19 protein-coding genes and 1 pseudogene are annotated in these 19,653 nt (G+C 71.0%); 13 read left to right on the top strand and 7 right to left on the bottom strand.

The genetic code is table 11. The annotated features are described in order from the left end of the window. Nucleotides 1-539: 539 nt before the first annotated feature. Nucleotides 540-1,856 (top strand): coiled-coil domain-containing protein, encoded by a 1,317-nt coding sequence (locus HNR40_RS50700; RefSeq protein WP_184975309.1) that lies wholly within the window; start codon nt 540-542, stop codon nt 1,854-1,856. A gap of 100 nt (nt 1,857-1,956) precedes the next feature. Here the strand turns inward: HNR40_RS50700 and HNR40_RS50695 are convergent, their stop codons facing one another. After that, complete coding sequence (locus tag HNR40_RS50695; protein WP_376773613.1) at nt 1,957-2,982, bottom strand: GbsR/MarR family transcriptional regulator; 1,026 nt, start codon at nt 2,980-2,982, stop codon at nt 1,957-1,959. A 167-nt stretch (nt 2,983-3,149) separates the two neighbouring features. Here HNR40_RS50695 and HNR40_RS50690 point away from each other — a divergent pair, with 167 nt between their 5' ends. After that, nucleotides 3,150-3,389 (top strand): hypothetical protein, encoded by a 240-nt coding sequence (locus tag HNR40_RS50690; RefSeq protein ID WP_221341834.1) that lies wholly within the window; start codon nt 3,150-3,152, stop codon nt 3,387-3,389. Beyond that, nucleotides 3,386-4,756, top strand: a complete 1,371-nt coding sequence (locus HNR40_RS50685; RefSeq protein WP_184975304.1) for a serine hydrolase domain-containing protein — start codon at nt 3,386-3,388, stop codon at nt 4,754-4,756. Before HNR40_RS50690 ends, HNR40_RS50685 begins: the two co-directional genes overlap by 4 nt. On the opposite strand, the gene HNR40_RS50680 is transcribed toward HNR40_RS50685, so the two are convergent. Further along, complete coding sequence (locus HNR40_RS50680) at nt 4,748-5,317, bottom strand: TetR/AcrR family transcriptional regulator (protein WP_184975301.1); 570 nt, start codon at nt 5,315-5,317, stop codon at nt 4,748-4,750. The genes HNR40_RS50685 and HNR40_RS50680 overlap by 9 nt on opposite strands. Nucleotides 5,318-5,383: 66 nt before the next feature. Between HNR40_RS50680 and HNR40_RS50675 the strand changes: the two genes are divergently transcribed. Continuing rightward, on the top strand, nt 5,384-5,881 hold the full coding sequence (locus tag HNR40_RS50675; protein WP_184975298.1) for an FBP domain-containing protein: 498 nt from the start codon (nt 5,384-5,386) through the stop codon (nt 5,879-5,881). On the opposite strand, the gene HNR40_RS50670 is transcribed toward HNR40_RS50675, so the two are convergent. Further along, nucleotides 5,868-6,290, bottom strand: a complete 423-nt coding sequence (locus HNR40_RS50670) for a MarR family winged helix-turn-helix transcriptional regulator (RefSeq protein WP_184975295.1) — start codon at nt 6,288-6,290, stop codon at nt 5,868-5,870. The two genes, HNR40_RS50675 and HNR40_RS50670, sit on opposite strands and share 14 nt — an antisense overlap. An 83-nt stretch (nt 6,291-6,373) precedes the next feature. Here HNR40_RS50670 and HNR40_RS50665 point away from each other — a divergent pair, with 83 nt between their 5' ends. The 4 genes from HNR40_RS50665 (at nt 6,374) to HNR40_RS50650 (ending at nt 11,137) form a co-directional block, all read left to right on the top strand. Continuing rightward, nucleotides 6,374-6,736, top strand: a complete 363-nt coding sequence (locus HNR40_RS50665; RefSeq protein ID WP_184975292.1) for a hypothetical protein — start codon at nt 6,374-6,376, stop codon at nt 6,734-6,736. Nucleotides 6,737-6,759: 23 nt separating this feature from the next. Continuing rightward, nucleotides 6,760-7,974 carry an amidohydrolase family protein gene (locus HNR40_RS50660; protein ID WP_184975288.1) on the top strand — a complete coding sequence of 405 codons (1,215 nt, stop codon included), beginning with the start codon at nt 6,760-6,762 and terminating at the stop codon, nt 7,972-7,974. A 90-nt stretch (nt 7,975-8,064) separates the two neighbouring features. Beyond that, on the top strand, nt 8,065-9,771 hold the full coding sequence (locus tag HNR40_RS50655) for a DJ-1/PfpI family protein (RefSeq protein WP_184975286.1): 1,707 nt from the start codon (nt 8,065-8,067) through the stop codon (nt 9,769-9,771). Between the two features lie 94 nt (nt 9,772-9,865). Beyond that, nucleotides 9,866-11,137 (top strand): FAD-dependent oxidoreductase, encoded by a 1,272-nt coding sequence (locus HNR40_RS50650; protein ID WP_184975283.1) that lies wholly within the window; start codon nt 9,866-9,868, stop codon nt 11,135-11,137. A gap of 9 nt (nt 11,138-11,146) precedes the next feature. Here the strand turns inward: HNR40_RS50650 and HNR40_RS56935 are convergent, their stop codons facing one another. Next, nucleotides 11,147-11,278, bottom strand: a complete 132-nt coding sequence (locus tag HNR40_RS56935) for a hypothetical protein (protein ID WP_281395882.1) — start codon at nt 11,276-11,278, stop codon at nt 11,147-11,149. A gap of 131 nt (nt 11,279-11,409) precedes the next feature. Here HNR40_RS56935 and HNR40_RS50645 point away from each other — a divergent pair. Further along, a pseudogene (locus tag HNR40_RS50645) lies at nt 11,410-11,856 on the top strand (response regulator transcription factor); the annotation flags it as partial. Next, nucleotides 11,853-13,013 (top strand): sensor histidine kinase, encoded by a 1,161-nt coding sequence (locus HNR40_RS50640; protein WP_184975277.1) that lies wholly within the window; start codon nt 11,853-11,855, stop codon nt 13,011-13,013. The pseudogene HNR40_RS50645 and the gene HNR40_RS50640, both read left to right, overlap by 4 nt. Here the strand turns inward: HNR40_RS50640 and HNR40_RS50635 are convergent. Further along, entirely contained in the window at nt 12,985-13,431 is a 447-nt protein-coding gene (locus tag HNR40_RS50635) for a MarR family winged helix-turn-helix transcriptional regulator (RefSeq protein WP_184975274.1), read from the bottom strand. The genes HNR40_RS50640 and HNR40_RS50635 overlap by 29 nt on opposite strands. A gap of 91 nt (nt 13,432-13,522) precedes the next feature. On the opposite strand from HNR40_RS50635, the gene HNR40_RS50630 reads away from it, so the two are divergent. Next, on the top strand, nt 13,523-14,887 hold the full coding sequence (locus tag HNR40_RS50630) for an FAD-binding oxidoreductase (protein ID WP_184975271.1): 1,365 nt from the start codon (nt 13,523-13,525) through the stop codon (nt 14,885-14,887). Here the strand turns inward: HNR40_RS50630 and HNR40_RS50625 are convergent. Both HNR40_RS50625 and HNR40_RS50620 read right to left on the bottom strand, forming a co-directional pair. Then, nucleotides 14,884-17,160 (bottom strand): ATP-binding cassette domain-containing protein, encoded by a 2,277-nt coding sequence (locus HNR40_RS50625; protein ID WP_184975268.1) that lies wholly within the window; start codon nt 17,158-17,160, stop codon nt 14,884-14,886. The genes HNR40_RS50630 and HNR40_RS50625 overlap by 4 nt on opposite strands. Before the next feature lie 83 nt (nt 17,161-17,243). Continuing rightward, the gene (locus HNR40_RS50620) at nt 17,244-17,846 is read right to left on the bottom strand and encodes a TetR/AcrR family transcriptional regulator (RefSeq protein WP_184975265.1); all 603 of its coding nucleotides are present in this window, start codon (nt 17,844-17,846) and stop codon (nt 17,244-17,246) included. Nucleotides 17,847-17,900: 54 nt separating this feature from the next. Between HNR40_RS50620 and HNR40_RS50615 the strand changes: the two genes are divergently transcribed. Together HNR40_RS50615 and HNR40_RS50610 are read left to right on the top strand one after the other, a co-directional pair. Beyond that, complete coding sequence (locus HNR40_RS50615; RefSeq protein ID WP_184975262.1) at nt 17,901-18,341, top strand: hypothetical protein; 441 nt, start codon at nt 17,901-17,903, stop codon at nt 18,339-18,341. A gap of 11 nt (nt 18,342-18,352) precedes the next feature. After that, nucleotides 18,353-19,555: a cytochrome P450 gene (locus tag HNR40_RS50610; protein WP_184975259.1), complete on the top strand. Its 1,203-nt coding sequence runs from the start codon at nt 18,353-18,355 to the stop codon at nt 19,553-19,555. The last annotated feature ends 98 nt before the right edge of the window (nt 19,556-19,653 follow it).

The following is a 19,653-nucleotide window of genomic DNA, read 5'->3' as shown; positions in this document are numbered from 1 at the left end:
GCGCAGCCGACCAGCTACCGGGCTGGGCAGTCGGCGGCGAGCGCCCGTGGAGCGGTGCCGGCGAAGAACCGGCGCGCGGGATCCAGTCGTCGGCCAGCTGGGTGGGGGTGGTTGGCGGGTTCATGTCCAGGCCGTCGGCGTACGCCTCCGGGAGGGGTGCGCCCAGGTCGCCTCTCTGTGGCACAGACCACTGGCTTGAGATGGCAAAGCAGCAGCTCGTCGGGCGATTCGCCGCCAGCGAGCGGCATATCCGCCAGCGTCGCCCCGTCATGTCCCACGTCGCAGGCCGTCCGATAGCTGGAAGGTTCACGCCCGCGGACCCCGCGAGGTGGCAATCTTCCGCTGGCGGCATGTGGCAAAACCGCAGGACAGCTTCGTGGCGATCTCCGCGGACAGCGCCTGATGCGGCAGGAGCGCTCTCTGGATGGTTACTTGCGGGAATTCTCCATTCCCGCAAGTTAGCCCAGCAGTGCTGGACGCAACGGATCTTATTTTCTGATTTTGATTTTCTGGAAAATAGAAAATGCTAGGGTGCTGTTGTGAGCGGGGAGATGGGCGTGGTTACGCCGTGTAAGCACTGTGGGACGCCGATTGAGCAGCGGGCGGGGCGGGGGAGGCCCAAGGCGTACTGTCCTGAGGGGGATTGTCAGGCGGCCGCCAAGCGGGAGCGGGAGTTGCGGAGGGCTACGCCGGGGCTTGAGGGGGCGTTGGCCAGGGCTGAGCAGCTTTATGACCGGATGGAGATTGGGCTGGCGGCGGCTGTTGAGCCGTTGGCTCGGGCGCTGGCGCAGGAGTTCAGTCCTGCTGGGGTTGAGGCGAAGCTGAGTGCGGTTCAGGCTGAGGCGCATACGCGGGTGGCGATCGCGCGTACGGAGCGGGAACAGGCCTTTGAGCAGGTACGGCTGGCCCGCGAAGCCGTTGAGGAAGCGCAGCGGGAGACCGAGCGCATGCGGGGGCGGGTGGATGAGGCCGAGGGGGAGCGGGATGCTGCCCTTGGGGATGCTGAGCAGGCTCGGGAGCAGGCGCTGGCTGCTTTGCGGGAGGCGGCTTCCACCGAACGGCAGGCCAACCAGCGGGCTGATGAGGCTGTGCGGCAGGCCAAGGAGTTGGCGGACGGGGCGGCTCGGCGGGCTGAGGAAGTAGCTGAGGAGGCTGCTCGGCGGGTTGAGGCTGCTGAGCTGGCTCGGGAGGAGCTGGCTGGGCGGGTTGACGTTGCTCTGGGGCAGGTTTCGGTGGCGGAGGCGCGGGCCGTACGGGCTGAGCAGGAAGCTGAGGTTGCGCGGGCGGATCGTGAGCGGGCACTCGGGGGTGCTGCGGCGGCGGAAACTGCGCGGCTGGAGGCTGAGCGGGGGCGGGAGGACGCTGAACGGGATGTCGCGGCGGCTGGGGCGCGGGCCTTGGCGGCGGTGGAGGAGCGGGAGCGGGCGGTCGCGCGGGCCGATGCCGCGGAGGAGGGGCGGCGGGTTGCGGCTGCGGAGCTCTTCAAGGCGGAGGCGGCTCGCGATGAGGCTCTGGTACGGCTGGCCGAGGCGCAGGACGCCCGGGATGTGGCTCGGGCGGAGTTGAGCGCGGTTGAGGCTCGGGTGGTGGCTGCCGGTGGTGGGCCTGAGTTGGACCAAGCGCGGGCTGAGCTGGATGAAGCACGGGCTGGGCTCGACACGGCTCGGGCTGAGCGGGATCACCTCGCGGGCGAGAACGAGCGTCTTTCGGCGGAGAAGGATCGGCTCAGAGGGGAGTCGCTGGTGGATCGGGCTCGGCTGGAGGATCTGCGGGCCGAGCTGGAGACGGTCAGGGCGGAGGCGGCGCAGCTGCGGGAGCGGGCCGTCGTGGCTGAGCTAAGGGCCGGTGGAAACTGAAGGCCGGTGGGAGCTGAGACAACCGCAGGTGGAAGCCAAGGGGCCAAGGGGCCCGTGGCAGCTGAGCCAAGCGCTGGTGGGAGCTAAGGACCGGAATGGGCTAAGGGCTGGACGGTGATGGACCGCCCGGGTCGGGCGGGGACCCACCGTTCGAAGAGGACGGTGACCCGCCGGTCGGGCCCGACGGTGACCCGCCGGTCGGGGCCGATGGTGATCTGCCGCTTGGGGTGGTTAGGGCTGCGCGTTGGGCTGGGGTTAGGCGGTCTGGGCGGGTGGTGATGGTGTAGGTGCCGGTATCGGCGTGCCGCACGGTCAGGGGGTCGGCGATGGCTGGGCGTTGGATGAGCGCGTTGAGGCCGTCGGCGACGCGTTCGCGGGGGAGTGTCAGGGCTGCGGCGAGTTCGTCCACGGTCAGCGGCCGGGCGGCATGGACGAGGGCGGCGAGTACCGTCAGCGCGTTGTGCACCGCCGGTTCGGTCAGGACGGTGCTGGCCATCTCCTCGCTGATCCAGGCGAAGAACCTCCCCATACGAGCCAGCCGGATTCCGGCCGCCGTGTCGGCCCCCAGGATCTCGATGCCGTCCCGGGTGGCCTCCGCCACCTTGTCGTGCGCGCGGGTGTCGGCCGTCCAGGCGCGTAGCCAGGAGTCCTCGTGGACGACGTAGCGTTCGCGGCGGCCGCCGGGGTCGGGTTCGCGGCCGACCAGGCCCAGGGGATGGAGGTAGGCGATGGCCTTGGAGACCGACGCGGGGCTGACCTGCAGGCGCGTGGCGAGTTCGGCGGCGGTCAGGCTTCCTGACTCGGTGGTGAGCAGGCAGACGAAGACCCGGGACGGCATGCGGGGCAGTCCGGTTTCGGACATCAGCGCGGCGAGTCGTTCCGCGAAGTCGTGGGTCGCGGTCGGTGACACCGTCCGGTACGGCCCGCGCCGCCGCGCCCGCCGCCCGGTTGCCTGCTGGGCGGGGTCGGCGAGGTAGCCGCCGGGTCCGCCGTTGCGGGCGACCTCGCGGCTGATGGTCGAGGTCGGCCGGCCGAGCCGTCTGGCGATCTCGGCGTATCCGAGGCCGTCGGCGACGTGGGCGGCGATCTGGCGGCGTTCGTCGTGGGTCAGCCTGCCTCCGGGCATCGGTTCGCCTCCTGGGTGCGTTCGTCGACAAGTCATTGCAACACTCGTTGCGTTTCCCGTCAATACCATTGCAATTATCAGGGAAATTGCCGCACTTTCGTTGACGATTTATGAAACGCAACGTAGCCTTTCCGCGATTCGAAAGGGGTGCGACAAGCATGCACGTAATGGCGATTTCCACGATCAGCGACGAGCCGGGATTCTGGGACACGCTCAAGATGGCGCACGGCCGGCTGCCCGCGGGCGCGCGGTGGCTGGTGGCGGTGGCGAGCACCGACGGGACCAGGGCGGTGAACGTCATCGTCCACGACTCGATCGACAGCGTGAAGGCGATCCTCGACGGCCCGCACGCCACGACGGAGTACTTCGAGGCCGACGGCGCGAACGCGGTCGGGCTGCCCGGATGACCCCGGAGCGGCTGCTGGAGATCCTCGACGAGTTCCAGACCCCGAGCGCCGCGGTGGGCATCCTGCACAACGGTGAGATCACCGAGTTCGCCGCCGGGGTCAGGCATGTCGTGACGCGGGAGCCCGCCACGCCGGGCACCATCTACCAGTGCGGGTCCATGACGAAGACCTGGACCGCGCTCGCGTTCATGCAGCTCGTCGACGAGGGCAAGGCCGCCCTGGACGAGCCGGTGCGGAGCTATCTGCCCGGGTTCGCGGTCGCCGATCCGCAGGTCAGCGCCGCGGTCACGCCGCGCCATCTGCTCAACCACACCAACGGCATCGAGGAGTCCTTCGGCGATCCCGGTGAAGGCGACGACGTCTATGAGCGCATGGTCGCCAACATCGCCGGGGCGCCGCAGGTGCACCCGCTGGCGTACACCCATGGATACAGCGCGGCGTTCGGGTACGCGGCGCTCGCGCGCGTCATGGAGGTGGTCGACGGGCGCGGGTGGGACGACATCATGAAATATCGGCTCTTTGAGCCGATGGGGTTGACCAGGACGAGCAGCCGGCGTGAGCACGTGGACCTCACCCGGGCGGCCACCGGGCACGTGGTCCGTTCGCCGGAAGAGGGGCCGATCGTCTCGCCGGTGGACTACCTGCCGCGCTCGTTCGGTCCCGGCGGCAACCTCTGCTCGACCGCCGGGGAGGTGCTCGCGCTGGCCCACGTGCTGCTCAACGATGGCACGGCGGCCAACGGCACGAGGATCGTCTCGGCCGAGAGCGTGCGGGAGATGATGCGATCACGCGTGCCGGTGCCTGATCCGTACATGTTCGGACCTGAATGGGCGCTCGGGCTCATCGTGTGCGACTGGCACGGCGAGACCGTCTACGCGCACGACGGCAGCACCATCGGCCAGAACGCCCGGCTGCGCGTCCTGCCCGACTCCAACCTCGCGATCACCATGCTGACCAACGGCGGGCCGCGCGACGGCCTGTACCGGAAGGTGTTCAACGAGATCCTGGCCGAGCTCGGCGCGGTCACGATCCCCGCCCTCCCGGCGCCCGTACCGGATCTGAAGCTTGATCTTTCCCGGTACGACGGCGTCTACGGGCGGCCGGACCTCCGCTACGAGGTGAAGGCGGAGGGCGAGAAGCTGTTCATGACCCACTTCCTCAACCCGATGGAGGCCGCCTTCCTCGGCAAACCGGACCGCCTGACCTACGAGCTGCTGCCGGTGAGCGACACGCACTTCCTCATGCCCACCGAGGAGGACACCCAGACCGTCGCGATCTACGACTTCAAGGACGGCGTGGCCCAGTACCTGCACACCAACTGCCGGGTGACCCCCAGACTCCCGGAGGATGAGGCGGGCTCAGTCTGAATGCCAGGTCGTGAGGAGCGTGTGGAGGGTGTCCAGGATGCGGGCCCACGAGGCGCCGGAGTCGCGGGCGCCGTGGCTGAAGCTGCCGGCCCGCTCCAGGCTGACGAAACCGTGGAAGGTGCTGTGCAGCAGGCGCACCGCGTCGGTCTCGTCGGGCTCGGGCAGCGCGTAGCCGCGCAGGATCGCGCGGGTCATCGCCGAGTGCCGCCGGGCGGCGTCGGCGGCCGGGCCATCGGAGTCGATTTCGATCTGGGCGGAGGTGTACCGGCCCGGGTGTTGCGTGGCGTAGTCGCGGTAGGCGTTGGCGAAGGCGGCCAGCGCGTCCCGGCCCGAACGGCCGGCCAGCGCGGCGGCGGCCCGGTCGGCCATCTCGGCCAGCGCCAGGGCGGCCATCCGCACACGTAGGTCCTGGGCGTTCTTGATGTGGGAGTACAGGCTCGCGTCCTTGACGCCGAACCTGCGCGCGAGCGCCGAGACGGTCACGTTCTCGAAGCCGATCTCGTCGGCCAGCTCCGCTCCCGCCCTGGTCAGGCGGTCGGCGCTCAGTCCAGCGCGTGCCATGTGGCCATCTTCCTAGAGGGATTAATCATTTGCATAGTACCTCTAGGAAAAGTTAGCTTCGCCGGTATGAGACCACTGACCGAGCGTGAGATCCGCGCGTCCTTCGTCAACTGCACCAAAGGGGAGGCCAAGCGGCTGGCCGTACCCAGGGATCTGGCTGAGCGGCCGTGGGATGACCTGGACTTTCTCGGCTGGCAGGACCCCGCCGCGCCCGAGCGGGCCTATCTAGTCGCCGACGACGGCGTGGCGTTCGTGGGGGTCGCGCTGCGCCGTGCCGCGCCGAACGCCCGGCACGTACGGCGCAGCATGTGCTCCATCTGCCTGACCAGCCACACGGGCGACGGCGTGTCCCTGCTGACCGCGCGCAGAGCCGGGAAGGACGGCCAGCAGGGCAACTCCGTGGGCGCCTACATGTGCACCGACCTGGCCTGCTCCCTCTACCTGCGTGGCAAGAAGGACGCCGGGCCCGGCTCACGGCTGCACGAGTCGCTGACGCTGGACCAGCTGGCCGAGCGGACCGTGGCCAACGTCAACGCATTCCTGGAGAAGGTCACCCTGTCGTAGTCCGCAGCCGCTCGACGAGGTCGCGCAGCTGGTCGCGTTCCCCGGCGCTCAGCGGAGCGAGAAAAGCCTCCTGCGCGTCGGCCAGCGCCCGCGCCGCCTCCTTGAACGCGCGCTCGCCCGCACCGGTGAGCGTCACCACGTGCTTGCGCCGGTCCGCCGTGCTGCGCGAGCGGCGCGCGTACCCGCGCTGCTCCAGGTCGTCGAGCACGGCCACCATCGTGGTCCGGTCCAGGCCGGTGGCCTGGCACAGCTCCTGCTGCGAGTGGCTGGCGCCGCGCATCTCCTCGATCACCCGCACGTGCCGCCCGCGCAGGCCCAGCGGCGCCAGCACGCCGTCGAACCGCGCCCCGGCCAGGGCTCCGAGCTTGACGAGCAGGTAGCCCGTCTGGGTGTCGAGGCGTGGCTCCATGAACCCAAATCTAGGGCCTTCACGCGGACACATCGATTCCTTATGCTGATAATCAGCTCTACTGATAATCAGAGTGAGGGAACATGTTGGACAGGATCATCCTGGTGGCCCTCGGCGTGATCACCGCCACGCCGGTCGCCGCCCTGCTCGTGCCCGCGTCCCTGACCACCGCGTACGGCATGGCGGTGCCGTCCGATCCGATGGCCCTGACCCTGCTGCAACACCGCGGCATGCTTCAGGCGGCGCTCGGCGCCGCGCTCGTCTGGGCCGCCTTCCAGCCCTTAGCCCGGATCCCGGTCGCCGCCACCGCCATCGCGACCAAGGCGACCTTCCTGATCCTGCTCGGGCCGGAGCGGTTCGGGGCCGCGCCCGGCGCGCTGTTCGACGTGCTGGCCATCGTGCTCCTGGTGGTCGTGATCGTCCGCAGAAAATTCGACACCAGATAGTTTGAGGTCTTACTATCTGACGTATGCGTACTTTGATCCGTGGTGCCCGCGTCTTCACCGGCGAACGCACCCTCCCCAAGGCCGACGTCCTGATCGTCGGCGACCGGATCGCCGAACCCGACGGGCTGCGCGCCGACGTGGAGATCGACGGGACGGGCAAGACCCTGCTGCCCGGCCTCATCGACGCCCACGTACACGTCTCCGACGGCATGCTCGCCCAGGCGCTCACGTTCGGCGTGACCACCGAGCTCGACATGTTCTGCCTGCCCGGCAACCTCGCCCGCCAGCGCCGGCTGGCGGCCGAAAGCGACAACGTGGCGGACCTGCGCAGCTCCGGCGTGCTGGCCACCGCGCCCGGCGGGCACCCGAGCCAGATCATGGCCGCCGAGGGCGGCGCGCTCGACTGGCTCGGCGACGCGGTCGGCCCCTTCGACACGATCGCGGACGCCGGGCAGGCCAAGGCGTTCGTGGCGGCGCGTGTGGCCGAGGGCGCCGACTACCTGAAGATCGTGATCGACAGCGGCGAGAGCGCCGGGCTCGACCTGCCGGTGATCGGCCCGGACGTGGTCGAGGCCCTGGTCGAGGCGGGACATGCGGCGGGCCTGCGGGCGATCGCGCACGTCGCCACGGCCCGCGACACCGCCATCGCGCTGGACGCCGGCATCGACGGCCTGGCCCACGTCTTCCACGACAGCGCGCCCGGCGACCCGGTGACCGAAGAGCTGGCCGCCCGTGCCGCCGGACAGGGCGTGTTCGTGGTCAGCACGCTGGCGTACATCGAGGCGATCACCCAGGACCCGCGCGGCGCCGAGCTCGTGCGCGACGAGCGGATCGCCGCCCGCCTGCCCGAGCAGGCCAGGGCCGCGCTCGACCGCGACCGCTCGGTGGTCCCCGTCCACCCGCAGGGCGTCGTCAACGCCCTGAGCACGGCCGCCGTCCTGCACCGCGCCGGCGTCGCCCTGCTGGCCGGCACCGACGCGAACTTCTTCGCCCCGCTGCACGGCGCGAGCATGCACCGCGAACTGCTGCTGCTGGTCGAGGCCGGGCTCACCCCCCAGCAGGCGCTGGCCGCCGCCACCCGGCTGCCCGCGCTCCACTTCGGACTCACCGACCGCGGAAGCGTCCTGCCCGGCCTGCGCGCCGACCTCGTCCTGGTCGACGGCGATCCGACCCGCGGCATCACCGCCACCCGCGCCATCGCCGAGGTCTGGCGCCGCGGCGTGCGCCAGAAGCGCTGATCCACGGCAGGAAAGACCGGACACCCAAGATTCCGGACCTACACGCGCCCATCCCTGGGGCACGGCCCCGCCCGCTCCGATAGTCGAGCCATGACACAGACGAAGAGATGGCTGCGATTCGGACTGCACTACCTCGAGATGGTCGTCGCGATGCTCGCCGGCATGCTGCTGCTCGGCCTGCTGTGGGACGCGATCCTGCCCGGAACCCGCAGAACCGACGTCGACGTCCTCATCATGGCCGCCGACATGACCATCGGCATGGCGCTGTGGATGCGCGTACGCCACCACGCCTGGCCCGCCATCGCCGAGATGAGCGTGGCCATGATCGCCCCGTTCCTCCTGCTGCTCGTCCCGTACTGGTTAGGGGTGATATCCGGCCATCTGGTGATGACGATCGGGCACGTGCTCATGTTCGTCGCCATGGCCACGGTCATGCTGTGGCGGCGCGAGCAGTACCTCGACCATGACCATCGGCTGGATCCGCGGTGGTTCGGTCGGGCGGGGATCGTGCTGGTCGCGCTGCTGCTCCCCGCGTCGGTCTCGGGGGTGAACACCGCGGGCAAGTTCGCCGGCCTGTACGCCGCTCGCGCCGACGCGGTCACGGTACGGCCGGCGGGCAACCAGGCCAGGCACGACCCGGCCAAACCCACCGTCGCCCTGCTGGTCAGCGGCGGCGGCACCAACGCCGGCGACCTGCTCGGCCCGTACGAGGCGCTGGCCGGCTCCGGCCGCGTCAACACCTACGTCGTCTCGCCCGGCGCCCGGCTGGCGCCGCTGACCGGCGGCCTGGACCTGGTGCCCGACCTCACCTTCGACGAACTGGACCGGCTGCTTGCCGAGCGGGGCGACACGCTCGACGCCTTCGTCGTGCCCGCCCTGAACGACCCGGCCGAGCTCGGCCAGATCACCGCCTGGCTGCGCAGGCAGGCGGCGGCCGGGGCGCTGGCCGTCAGCGTGTGCGCGGGGGCCCGCACGCTGGCGGCCAGCGGACTGCTGGACGGGCGGCCCGCGACCTCGCACTGGTGGCGGCTGCCCGAACTGCGCGCTGACTACGGCAAGGTCGGCTGGGTCAGCGGCCGGCGCTACGTGGACGACGGCGAGGTCATCTCCACGGCCGGCGTCCTGTCCGGGATCGACGGCGGACTGCGCATCCTGGAACGGCTGGTCGGCATGGACGCCGCCCGCGAGGCCGCAAGCCGGGTCCGCTGGCGCCACTACACGCCGGGCGCGTCCGGGCCTATCCCGGTGTCCGGCTGGGAGCCGGTGGACGTGGCCGTCGTCGCCCTGAACTCCTCCTACCAGGTCGGTCCTTCCGCCATCGGCGTCCGGCTCGTCGAGGGGACGGGGGAGCTGGAGCTGGCCTCGGCGTTCGCGACGTACACGGAACACTCCATGGTCGGGCGGACGGTCGCGGTCGGCGAGGGGCCGATCAGGTCGCGGCACGGCCTGACGTTCGTGCCGCGCGTCCGGGACGCCGAGGGCCTGGACCGGCTGCTGGTGCCTGGGACGGCTGCCGCTGCCCGGGGCCGGGAGGCGGGCGCGGTGTATCTGCACACCGGCACGGAGTTCGCCTTCGACCCGGTGCTGCGTGACGTCGCCCGCACCTATGACGTGCCGACCGCGCGGTGGGCGGCCAAGATGCTGGAGTACCCCGTGATGGACGTGGACCTGCGCGGCAGCGGCTGGCTGTGGCCGGCGACGATCGTCGCGCTGGTGCTGCTGCTTGTGGGCGCGGTCGCGGCCGTCGCCGGGGGCCGGGTGGTGCGCTGGGCGCTGCACCGTAGGGGGAGCCGGTAGGGCCAAGGCGTGGGCAATTCCGCATAAGCGGCCTAGTGTGGTGGGTTGACTCTTCTTCTGACTGTCCGTCAGAGGCCTGCCATAGGGGTGACACATGCGGATCGCGATCGTGGGAGGCGGCCTGGCGGGTCTGACCACCGCGTGGCTGCTGGACGACGAGCACGAGGTGGTCGTGCTCGAAGCGGCCCGGCACGCCGGCGGGCACGCCCACAGCGTGCGGGCGCAGGGCGTCACCGTCGACCTCGGCGCGCAGTACCTCTCACCGACCGGCTTCCCCGCTCACGGCCGGCTGCTGCGGCTGCTGGGACTGTCCGGCGCCGACCTCATGCCCGCGCCGCTGACGCTCACCGTGACCGGGCCGGACCGGGCGGCGCCGATGCTGGTCACTCCGCACCTGCCCGACGAACGGCGCGGCGATCGCGAACCGGTGACGGGACGGCCGTGGAAGGCGCTGAGCACGTTCCTGGCCGCCGCGGCGAAGTTCCAGGCGACCGATCCGAGCTGGGAGATCCCGCTGGCCGACCTGGTCGAGCCGCTGCCGCTCGCGCGCGAGACCAAGGACTGGCTGCTCTACCCGCTGCTGGCCCACCACGTCCGATGCGCCAACGAGCAGGCGCCCGGGGTGTCGGCGCGGGCGGCGATCGACTTCTGCCTAAGCGTGTCGGCCGCCTCGGGCGAGCACGCGCCGCTGTGGTCGGCGCTCGTCCCCGGAAGCCAGGACGTGGCCAGGCGGCTGGCCGACGCGCTACCGCATGGAGCGGTCCGCACCGGCTCGCCCGTCGGCGCGCTGCGCCGCGACCACGGCCGGTTCGAGGTCGTGGACGCCGCGGGCCGCGCGGTCGTGGCCGACTGCGTGGTGCTGGCCGTGCCCGCGCCCGCGGCGCTGTCGCTGCTGTCCCCGCTGGCGGGCACGCATCGGCTACGGCTGGCGCTGGGCGCGTTCACGTACACGCCGGCCGAGGTCGCCGTGCACCTGGACCCCGCCTACCAGCCCGCCGACCGGCGGCACTGGTCGGCGGTGAACCTGCAGGTGCACGACGGCTGGGCGGAGGCCGCCCACTGGTACGGCCCGGCCCTCGGGGTGGACGTGTTCAAGAGCTGGATCACCTACCGCGACCGCCCGCCCGCCGAGGTCGTCGCCCAGCGCTCCTTCCGCCAGCTCGTCGTCACCCCGGCCGCCGTACGGGCCCGCAACACGCTCGCCGCCCGCCAGGGACACGGCGGGATCTACCTGGCGGGCAGCCATCTGACCGGCAGCGACAGCCAGGAGAGCGCGGTCAGGTCGGCGCTGGCCGTGGCCGAGCTGCTGACGCCGCACGCCGCCCGGCTGCGCGAGCTGACCGACGGAATCGTCTCCCCGGCCTGACCGCCCGTTTCAGGCGCCGCCGACGTACAGGTCCATGTGCGTGTAGTCGAAGGTGATGGCGAACTTCCTGAGGAAGTCGTGGCTGTAGTTGGCGATGACGTCGAATCCGAACGGGCGGGACTGACCGGGTCCCGGACCCATGGACGGCGGTTCGGCGATGCCGGCCGCGTCGTGCCGGACGGTGTCGCCGAGGCTGATCCGGTCGGGTTTGATGGGAAAGCGGGTGCGCGTGTCGTCCGTGGGATGGTCGTAGGCGGCTGGCCGAGCAGGGCGGGGCGCGGATTCTCATGCTCACCGCCTCCGCCGAGGTCGCCGACCGGGTGGACGGGCTCGTCCTGGGCGCCGACGACTACCTCGGCAAGCCGTTCGCCTTCTCCGAGCTGATCGCCCGGGTCGGCGCGCTGGTCCGGCGCAGCGCCCCCGCTCGTCCGCCGGTGCTGCGCGCCGCCGACGTCGCCCTGGACCCCGCGCGGCGCGGCGCCGAACGGGCAGGCCGGTCGCTGGCGTTGACGCCGAAGGAGTTCGGCGTGCTCGAACTGCTGCTGACCGCCGGTGGCGACGTGGTGAGCGCCGAGACGCTGCTGGACAAGGTGTGGGACGAGCACGCGGACCCGTTCACCAACGCGGTCCGGATCACGGTCGGCACGCTGCGCCGCAAGCTCGGCGATCCGCCGCTCGTCGAGACCGTGACCGGCGCCGGCTACCGGATCGGGGCATGACCGCCCGCTTCCGGCTCGCCGCTCTCTACACGCTCCTGGTCCTGGCGGCGGGCGTCGTCCTGACCGGGCTGACGTACTTCCTGATGAGCCGCAACCTGGGGCGCCGCCTGTCGCTCGACGTCGTCGGCACCTCCGCCGATCCCGGCTATGCCGCGATGGCGCGGCAACGGCTCTGGACGATCGCCGGGCGGCTGGAGGCGGCCACGTTCTCCGAGTTCCTGAACCAGGCGCTGATCTCGCTCGCGGTGGTGACCGGGCTGGCCGCCGCGCTGGGCTGGTTCGTGGCCGGGCGGGTGCTCCGGCCGATCCGCACCATTTCGGGGACCGCGCGCCGCCTGTCCGCTGAGAACCTCTCCGAACGGGTGCCGGTCACCACGCCCGCGGACGAACTGGCCACCCTGGCCCGCACCATCAACGGGATGCTCGACCGCATCCAGACCGGCCTGGCCGAGCGTGACCAGGCCCTGGACAGCCAGCGGATGTTCACCGCCAACGCCGCCCACGAGCTGCGCACCCCGCTGGCCACCATGCGCACCGCCATCGACGTCACCCTCGACGACCGGCCGGGCACGGCCGAACTGCTCGCGATGACCCACGACGTCAGCGCCGCCGTGGACCAGAGCCGGCGCATCCTCGACGGCCTGCTCACCCTGGCCCACACCCAGAGCGGCCGGATCACCGGACGCGACGTGGACCTCGCCGAGGTCGCGACCGGCGTTCTCGCCGGGGTCGCGGGGGAGTCCCGGGACATCGCGGTGCGGCGCGAGCTGCGGCCCGCCCGGATGACGGGCGATCCCGTCCTGCTGGAACGCATGATCGGCAATCTGATCGACAACGCCGTCCACTACAACCACGCGGGCGGCCGGGTCGAGGTGGTCACCGGGGTCGAGGGCGGGCAGCCGTTCGCACGCGTCTCCAACACCGGCCCGCCCCTGACGCCGGACCAGGTGGAGCGCTGGCGGGAGCCGTTCGTGCGCGGGGAGGGCGTCCGCACGCGCGGCGACGCGGGCCTCGGGCTCGGCCTGTCCATCGTGTACGGCATCGCGGCCGCGCAAGACGGTTCGATCTCCACCACGGCCCGCCCGGCAGGCGGCCTGGACGTCACCGTCCGCTTCCAGGTCGAACAGGTCAGGGGCGCTCGCCGACGAGACGAGTGAGCAGGTCGATCAGGTGCCGGCGGTCGGCGGCGGGCAGCGGGCTGAGGAACTCGTCCTGGGCGTCGGCCAGCAACCGGTCGAGCTCGGTGAGGTGGCGCCGGCCGCCGGAGGTGATCGTGATGATGTTGCGCCGGCGGTCCTCCGGGTCGGGTTCGCGGTTGACGAGGCCCTTCTCGGCCAGCTCGTTGACGGTGGCCACCATGTCGCTGCGGTCGATGCCGGTGCGGCGGCCGAGTCCGGCCTGGCTGGCCGGCCCGAACTCCTCCAGGGTGGCGAGCAGCGCGTAGTGGTAGCGCCGGACGCCGCCCTTGGCGAGGGCCTGGTCCACGATCCGGTTGGCGGTCAGCGCGGCCTGGTTGGTCAGCCTGCTCGGCAACATTCGCAGCCGCTCCGGCGGCTTGCCCTCTGAGGTGTCCACGGCGGCAATCTACCAAGCCGTTGGCCAGACCCACGATTCTGTGTATTGTTGGTCGCGCCAACGTTGGGTTGGCCAATGAAAGTGAGGGCACATGACTGATCTGGACATCCGGGGCCGCACGCTATATCCCGGTGACGATGGTTTCGACGAGGCGATCTCCGGCTGGCTGCTCACGGTCGAGCACCGGCCCTCGGTGGTCGTGGTCGCCGCAGACGCCGACGACGTGGCCGCCGCCGTACGGCTCGCGGCGTGGGAAGGACGCCCGATCGCGGTGCAGTCGACCGGGCACGGCAAGTCGGTCCCCGCGGACGGCGCCGTGTTCATCGCCACCTCGCAGCTGCGCGAACTGTCGGTGGACCCCGCTGCCGCCACCGCGCGGATCGGCGCCGGGCTGCGATGGGGCGAGGTGATCGCCGCGGCGGCCGAGCACGGCCTCGCGCCGCTGTCCGGCTCCTCCGGCGAGGTCGGCGTGATGGGCTACCTCACCGGCGGCGGGCTCCCGCTGACCGCCCGCACGTACGGCTTCGCCGCCGACCACGTCCGCTCCCTCGACGTCGTCACCGCCGACGGCCGGCTCCGCACCGTCTCGCCCGGCCGGGAGCCGGACCTGTTCTGGGCGGTGCGCGGCGGCAAGAGCAACTTCGGCGTCGTGGTCGCCGCCGAGATCGAGCTGAAGCCGCTGCGGGCCATCTACGGCGGCGAGCTCTCCTATCCGGGCGAGGACCCCGGCCACGCGGCCCACGTGCTCGGCTCCTACCTGGCCTGGGCCAAGAAGCAGCCGGATGAGATGTCGTCCTCGGTGACGCTGGTGCGCTTTCCCGACCTGCCGCAGCTGCCCGGGGAGTTCCGCGGGCGCTCGCTCGTGCAGGTCAGGGTGGTGTTCGCGGGGGCGGAGGAGCGGGGTGCGCGGCTGGTGGAGCCGTTGCGGGCGCTCGGGCCGGACAAGGACACCGTGCGGGCGATGCCGTACACCGAGATCACCGGGATCTACCAGGACCCCAAGAACCCCGTCAGGGCGCACCTGCGCAGCGCGTTGCTGAACGAGCTGGACGACGAGGCCGTGGCGGAACTGGTCTCGTTCATCGACCCGTCGGCGGACGGCGGGCCGTACCCCGGGATCGAGCTGCGCCACCTGGGTGGCGCGCTGAACCGGCCGCCCGGCCGCGCGCACGCGGTCAGCACCCAGGGCGCGGCCTTCCACCTGTGGATGCGGATGCCGGCCCCGCCGGGGCAGGCCGGCGTGACGCGCGAGGTCTCCGACGCGGTGCTGCGGCGGCTCCGGCGCTGGGACACCGGAGCCATGCTGCCGGGGTTCCTGTTCGACCCCGACTCCGCGCCCGAGCGGGTCAGGCTGGCCTACACCGAGGAGAACTACCGGCGGCTGGCCGCGCTGAAGGCGGTGTATGACCCGGAGCACCTGTTCCGGGTCAACCACACCATCCCGCCGCTCGCTTAGCCGGCGTTCACGTACTTGCGCAGGTGCTGGGCGGTCAGGGAGGCGCCCTGGCCGATCAGGTCGGCCGGGGTGCCGGAGAAGACGATCTGGCCGCCGTCGTGGCCGGCGCCGGGCCCCAGGTCGATGATCCAGTCGGCGTGGGCCATCACGGCCTGGTGGTGTTCGATGACGATGACGGTGTTGCCGTCGTCGACCAGCCGGTCCAGCAGGGCCAGGAGCTGGTCGACGTCGGCCAGGTGCAGGCCGGTTGTGGGCTCGTCCAGGATGTAGGTGGAGCCGTTCTTGGCCATGTGGATGGCGAGCTTGAGCCGCTGGCGTTCGCCGCCGGACAGGGTGGTCAGGGGCTGGCCGAGGCCGAGGTAGCCGAGGCCGACCGCGTTGAGGCGGTCGAGGATCGTCCTGGCCTGGCCGGTGGTGAAGAAGTCGCGGGCCTCTTCGGCGGACATGGCCAGGACCTCGCTGATGTTCTTGCCGCGCAGCCGGTACGACAGCACCTCGGCGGTGAACCGCTTGCCGTCGCACTCGTCGCAGACCGAGCCGACGTCGGCCATCATCATCAGGTCGGTGTAGATCATGCCGATGCCCTTGCAGGCCGGGCAGGCGCCTTCCGAGTTGGCGCTGAACAGGCCGGGCTTGACGCCGTTGGCCTTGGCGAAGGCGGCGCGGATGGGGTCCAGGACGCCGGTGTAGGTCGCAGGGTTGCTGCGTCTGGAGCCGCGGATCGGCGACTGGTCGGCGACGACCACGCCGTCGCCGCCGGACACGTAGCCGTGGATGAGCGAGCTCTTGCCCGATCCGGCCACGCCGGTGACGACGGTCAGCACGCCCAGGGGGATGTCGACGTCAACGCCCCTGAGGTTGTGCAGGGTGGCGCCGGTGACGGGCAGGTGGCCGGTCGGGGCGCGGAACGTCTCGCGCAGCCGTACGCGATGGTCGAGGTAGCGGCCGGTCAGGGTGCCCGAGGCGCGCAGCCCGTCGAGGTCGCCCGCGTAGCAGAGCTCGCCGCCCGCTGAACCGGCGCCGGGGCCGAGGTCGACGACGTGGTCGGCGATCTCGATGGTCTCCGGCTTGTGCTCGACGACCAGGACGGTGTTGCCCTTGTTGCGCAGCTGGAGCAGGAGGTCGTTCATGCGCTGGATGTCGTGCGGGTGCAGGCCGGCGGTGGGCTCGTCGAAGACGTAGGTGACGTCGGTCAGGGGCGAGCTGAGGTGCCTGACCATCTTGACGCGCTGCGACTCGCCGCCGGACAGCGTGCCGGATTCGCGGTCGAGGCTGAGGTAGCCGAGGCCGATCTCGACCAGCGAGTCGAGGGTCGTGCCGAGGGTGTCGATCATCGGGCCGACGCCGGCGCCCTTGAGCCCGCGGACGAACTCGGCCAGGTCGTTGATCTGCATGGAGGAGCAGTCGGCGATGTTGCGGCCGTCGATGAGGCAGGACAGGGCGGCCTGGTTGAGCCGGGAGCCGCCGCAGTCGGCGCAGGTGCCGAGCTTGATGGCGCGGTCGGCGAAGGCGCGCGCGGCCGACTGCATCGCGTCGCGCTCCTTGCCGATGAACTGCTTCCTGATCTTGGGGACCAGGCCCTCGTAGGTGAGGTTGCTCGTGCCGACCTTGACCTTGGTGACCGGCGCGTACAGGAGGAGCTGCCACTCCTCGGGGGTGAAGTCCCTGAGCTTGCGGTCGGGGGAGAAGTAGCCGGAGTTGACGATGATCTGCCAGTACCAGGTGTCGACGCCGTAGCCGGGGGCGGTGACCGCGCCCTCGTTGAGCGTCCTGTCCTTGTCGATCAGCTCGTCGACGTCGATGTCGGTGACCTTGCCCAGGCCCTCGCACGCCGGGCACATGCCCTCGGCGCGGTTGAAGCTGAAGTGCGGGGCGGGCCCGACGAAGGGCTCGCCCAGCCGGCTGAACAGGATCCGGAGCATCGTGTACGCGTCCGTCGCCGTGCCCACCGTCGAACGGGCGTTGGCCCCCATCCGCTCCTGGTCGACGATGATGGCGGCGCTCAGATTGTGCAGCGACTCCACCTCGGGCCGCGACAGCGGCGGCATGAAACCTTGGATGAACGCGGTGTAGGTCTCGTTGATCAGCCGGCGTGACTCGGCCGCGATCGTGTCGAAGACGAGCGAGGACTTCCCCGACCCGGACACACCGGTGAAGACGGTGAGCCGGCGCTTGGGCAGGTCGAGGGAGACCCCCTTCAGGTTGTTCTCTCGGGCTCCGCGGACCTGGATGAAGTCGTGGTTGTCTGCGGCGTCGTAATCCGAAGGCTGCATGTAGTGAATTATTCCATTGACCCTGCCGTGAAAGGTTTGCCGGAAAACACCGAGGTGAATCCCGGAAAACCCTCAACCTGCCATCAAAGTCGGGCACCGCCGAGCAGGTGGGTGATCGTCAGGAGATAGTCGGCCTTCACCCGCTGCTTGTCCGCCTCCGGCGTCTCGGCCAGCGCGATCCCCGCCGCGCCCAGGATGTGGAAGGTGATGCGCGTCATCGGCTCCATCGGCATGGCCGGAACCTCTCCAGCTTCGACCAGCGAGGCGATCAGCATCTCGATCAGCCCGTAGGCGTACTCCGCCTCGAACTCCTTCCAGCGGTGCCAGCCCAGCGCCTGCGGCGCCTCCTGCCAGGCGACCCGCCCGTAGACCGGGTCGCAGCAGCACTCCAGGAACTGCTCGGTCGCCGCCATCGCCGCCTGCCACGGGCCGTCGGCGTTCGCGCTCGCCTCGACCACCTGGCGGACCATCTCCTTCTCCAGCAGGTCGAGCACCGCCTCGAAGAGCGCCGACTTGTTGGCGAAGTGGTGGTAGACCGCACCGCGACTGGCGCCGATGTCGGCCGCGACGTCTTCCAGCGCGGTGGCGGCGAAGCCGTGCTCGGCGAATCGACGGGTTGCCGCTTCGAGCAGCGCGGCCTTGGTCGCCTGGGAGTACTGCTCCCGGCGGCTCTTGACAGGAGGCATACGCAGAGTATACGACATACGCAGTGTATGTTTCCGACGCTAAGTAGGTCACCGATGTCGTGGGAATCGTCGCGCCAACGCCATCAGCTCGTGCACGCCGTACTCGCCGACATCGCCGCGACCGGCCGCCCTCACGTCACCGGCGAGCTGGCGACGCGGGTGACGGCGGAGTTCGGGGACTTCGACGGGCTCCTGCGCGAGGTGCAACTGCGCTGGTACCGGGCCTTCGACGCCCGCCTCGACGCCCTGCTGGAGGACTGGCCGCCCGACATCGACGCGGCGCTGACCGCGCTCTGGCTCGACCTGTCCGCCGCCATGCCCGGGGCGCGGTTCCTGCTGGACGCCCACGCGGGCCGTCCCGCCCTCGCCGACCTGGACGCGCACCACCGCCGCACGCTGCACGCCGCGACGGGAGTCCACGAGGTACGGCTGCCGCGCATCCCGCCCCCACGCCGCCGCTGCCGGTGGCTGGTACCCCGCACGTCCACCGCTTGAGGAGTGCTCCGATGACGGAACTGCTGTTCAACCCGTTCGAGCCCGGCTTCACCGACGACCCGTACCCCGCCTACCGCAGGCTGCGCGAGAGCGAGCCGGTGCACGAGAGCCCGTTCGGCTTCTGGGTGCTGAGCGGGTACGAGGACATCGCCGGGCTCCTGCGCGCCGGCCTGTCCGTGGACGACCGCAAGCTCGACCCCGGCCCGGTCCGCGACCAGCGCGACCAGCTCGTCCACGCGGGCGACAACGTGCTCGGCATGTCCATGCTCGACCGCGACCCGCCCGACCACACCCGGCTGCGCTCACTGGTCGGCAAGGTGTTCACCCCGCGCAAGGTCGCGGCGCTGGAGCCGGAGATCACCGCGCTGGTCGACTCCATGCTCGACGAGATCCAGGCGGCCGGCCGGGTCGACCTCATGGCCACCCTGGCCTTCCCGCTGCCGTTCGCGGTGATCTCCAAGCTGCTCGGCATGCCCGCCGCCGACCACGCCCGCATCCGCGACCTGAGCGGCCTGCTGGTCCGCACCCTGGAACCCGTCGCCGACCAGGACCTGCTGGCGCAGGTGTCCAAGGCCGGCGGCGAGATGACGCAGGTCATCAGGGAGGCGCTCGCCTGGAAGCGCACCCACCCGGCCGAGGACCTGCTCACCGCCCTCATCGCCGCCGAGCAGGACGGCGACAGGCTCTCCGACGACGAGCTGATCGCCCAGGTCGCGCTGCTCTACATCGCCGGCCACGAGACCACGATGAACCTCATCGCCAACGGCGTCACCGCCCTGCTGCGCAACCCGGCCCAGCTCGCTCTGCTGCGCGAACGCCCCGAGCTGGCCGGCAACGCGATCGAGGAGTTCCTCCGCTTCGACAGCCCGGTCCAGCAGACCCGGCGGATCACGCTGGAGCCGTACACCGTGGGCGGCAGGACGATCCCGCCGCGCGCCTTCGTGCTGGCCTGCCTCGCCTCGGCCAACCGCGACGTCCTCTACTGGGGCCAGGACGCCGAGGAACTGCGCATCGAACGCGAGCAGGCGCGCAACCACATCTCCTTCGGCGCCGGCGCCCACTACTGCCTCGGCCCCGCCCTGGCCAGGCTGGAGGGCAGGGTCGCGATCGAACGCCTGGTCAGCCGTTTCCCCGCCCTCTCCTTCGACGGCGAGGTGGAGATGAACGGCCGCATGAACCTACGCGGCCCGGAACGCCTCCCGATCTCCGTCTAGCCCCAATGCCGGGTAGTTAAGGCGCTTGGGCGGTTGTCGATTCGGGTTCGGTAAGGACGTCGATGGCGATGGCCGCTCGGTGGTTGGTGCGGTCGGCC

The organism is Nonomuraea endophytica, from assembly GCF_014203235.1.
Taxonomy (GTDB): Bacteria; Actinomycetota; Actinomycetes; order Streptosporangiales; family Streptosporangiaceae; genus Nonomuraea; species Nonomuraea endophytica.
Note: the sequence above shows the minus strand (reverse complement) of the source record. Positions and strands in the feature narration are given on the sequence as shown.

Bases quoted from the DNA above. Each gene is read 5' to 3' on its own strand.
- HNR40_RS50625 (WP_184975268.1), bottom strand. From the start codon at position 17,160: ATGCAGCCTTCGGATTACGACGCCGCAGACAACCACGACTTCATCCAG.
- HNR40_RS50695 (WP_376773613.1), bottom strand. From the start codon at position 2,982: ATGCCCGGAGGCAGGCTGACCCACGACGAACGCCGCCAGATCGCCGCC.
- HNR40_RS50670 (WP_184975295.1), bottom strand. From the start codon at position 6,290: ATGGAGCCACGCCTCGACACCCAGACGGGCTACCTGCTCGTCAAGCTC.
- HNR40_RS50620 (WP_184975265.1), bottom strand. From the start codon at position 17,846: ATGCCTCCTGTCAAGAGCCGCCGGGAGCAGTACTCCCAGGCGACCAAG.
- HNR40_RS50660 (WP_184975288.1), top strand. From the start codon at position 6,760: ATGCGTACTTTGATCCGTGGTGCCCGCGTCTTCACCGGCGAACGCACC.
- HNR40_RS50655 (WP_184975286.1), top strand. From the start codon at position 8,065: ATGACACAGACGAAGAGATGGCTGCGATTCGGACTGCACTACCTCGAG.
- HNR40_RS50675 (WP_184975298.1), top strand. From the start codon at position 5,384: ATGAGACCACTGACCGAGCGTGAGATCCGCGCGTCCTTCGTCAACTGC.
- HNR40_RS50615 (WP_184975262.1), top strand. From the start codon at position 17,901: ATGTCGTGGGAATCGTCGCGCCAACGCCATCAGCTCGTGCACGCCGTA.
- HNR40_RS50685 (WP_184975304.1), top strand. From the start codon at position 3,386: ATGACCCCGGAGCGGCTGCTGGAGATCCTCGACGAGTTCCAGACCCCG.
- HNR40_RS50640 (WP_184975277.1), top strand. From the start codon at position 11,853: ATGACCGCCCGCTTCCGGCTCGCCGCTCTCTACACGCTCCTGGTCCTG.
- HNR40_RS56935 (WP_281395882.1), bottom strand. From the start codon at position 11,278: ATGGGTCCGGGACCCGGTCAGTCCCGCCCGTTCGGATTCGACGTCATC.
- HNR40_RS50650 (WP_184975283.1), top strand. From the start codon at position 9,866: ATGCGGATCGCGATCGTGGGAGGCGGCCTGGCGGGTCTGACCACCGCG.
- HNR40_RS50630 (WP_184975271.1), top strand. From the start codon at position 13,523: ATGACTGATCTGGACATCCGGGGCCGCACGCTATATCCCGGTGACGAT.
- HNR40_RS50610 (WP_184975259.1), top strand. From the start codon at position 18,353: ATGACGGAACTGCTGTTCAACCCGTTCGAGCCCGGCTTCACCGACGAC.
- HNR40_RS50665 (WP_184975292.1), top strand. From the start codon at position 6,374: ATGTTGGACAGGATCATCCTGGTGGCCCTCGGCGTGATCACCGCCACG.
- HNR40_RS50680 (WP_184975301.1), bottom strand. From the start codon at position 5,317: ATGGCACGCGCTGGACTGAGCGCCGACCGCCTGACCAGGGCGGGAGCG.
- HNR40_RS50690 (WP_221341834.1), top strand. From the start codon at position 3,150: ATGGCGATTTCCACGATCAGCGACGAGCCGGGATTCTGGGACACGCTC.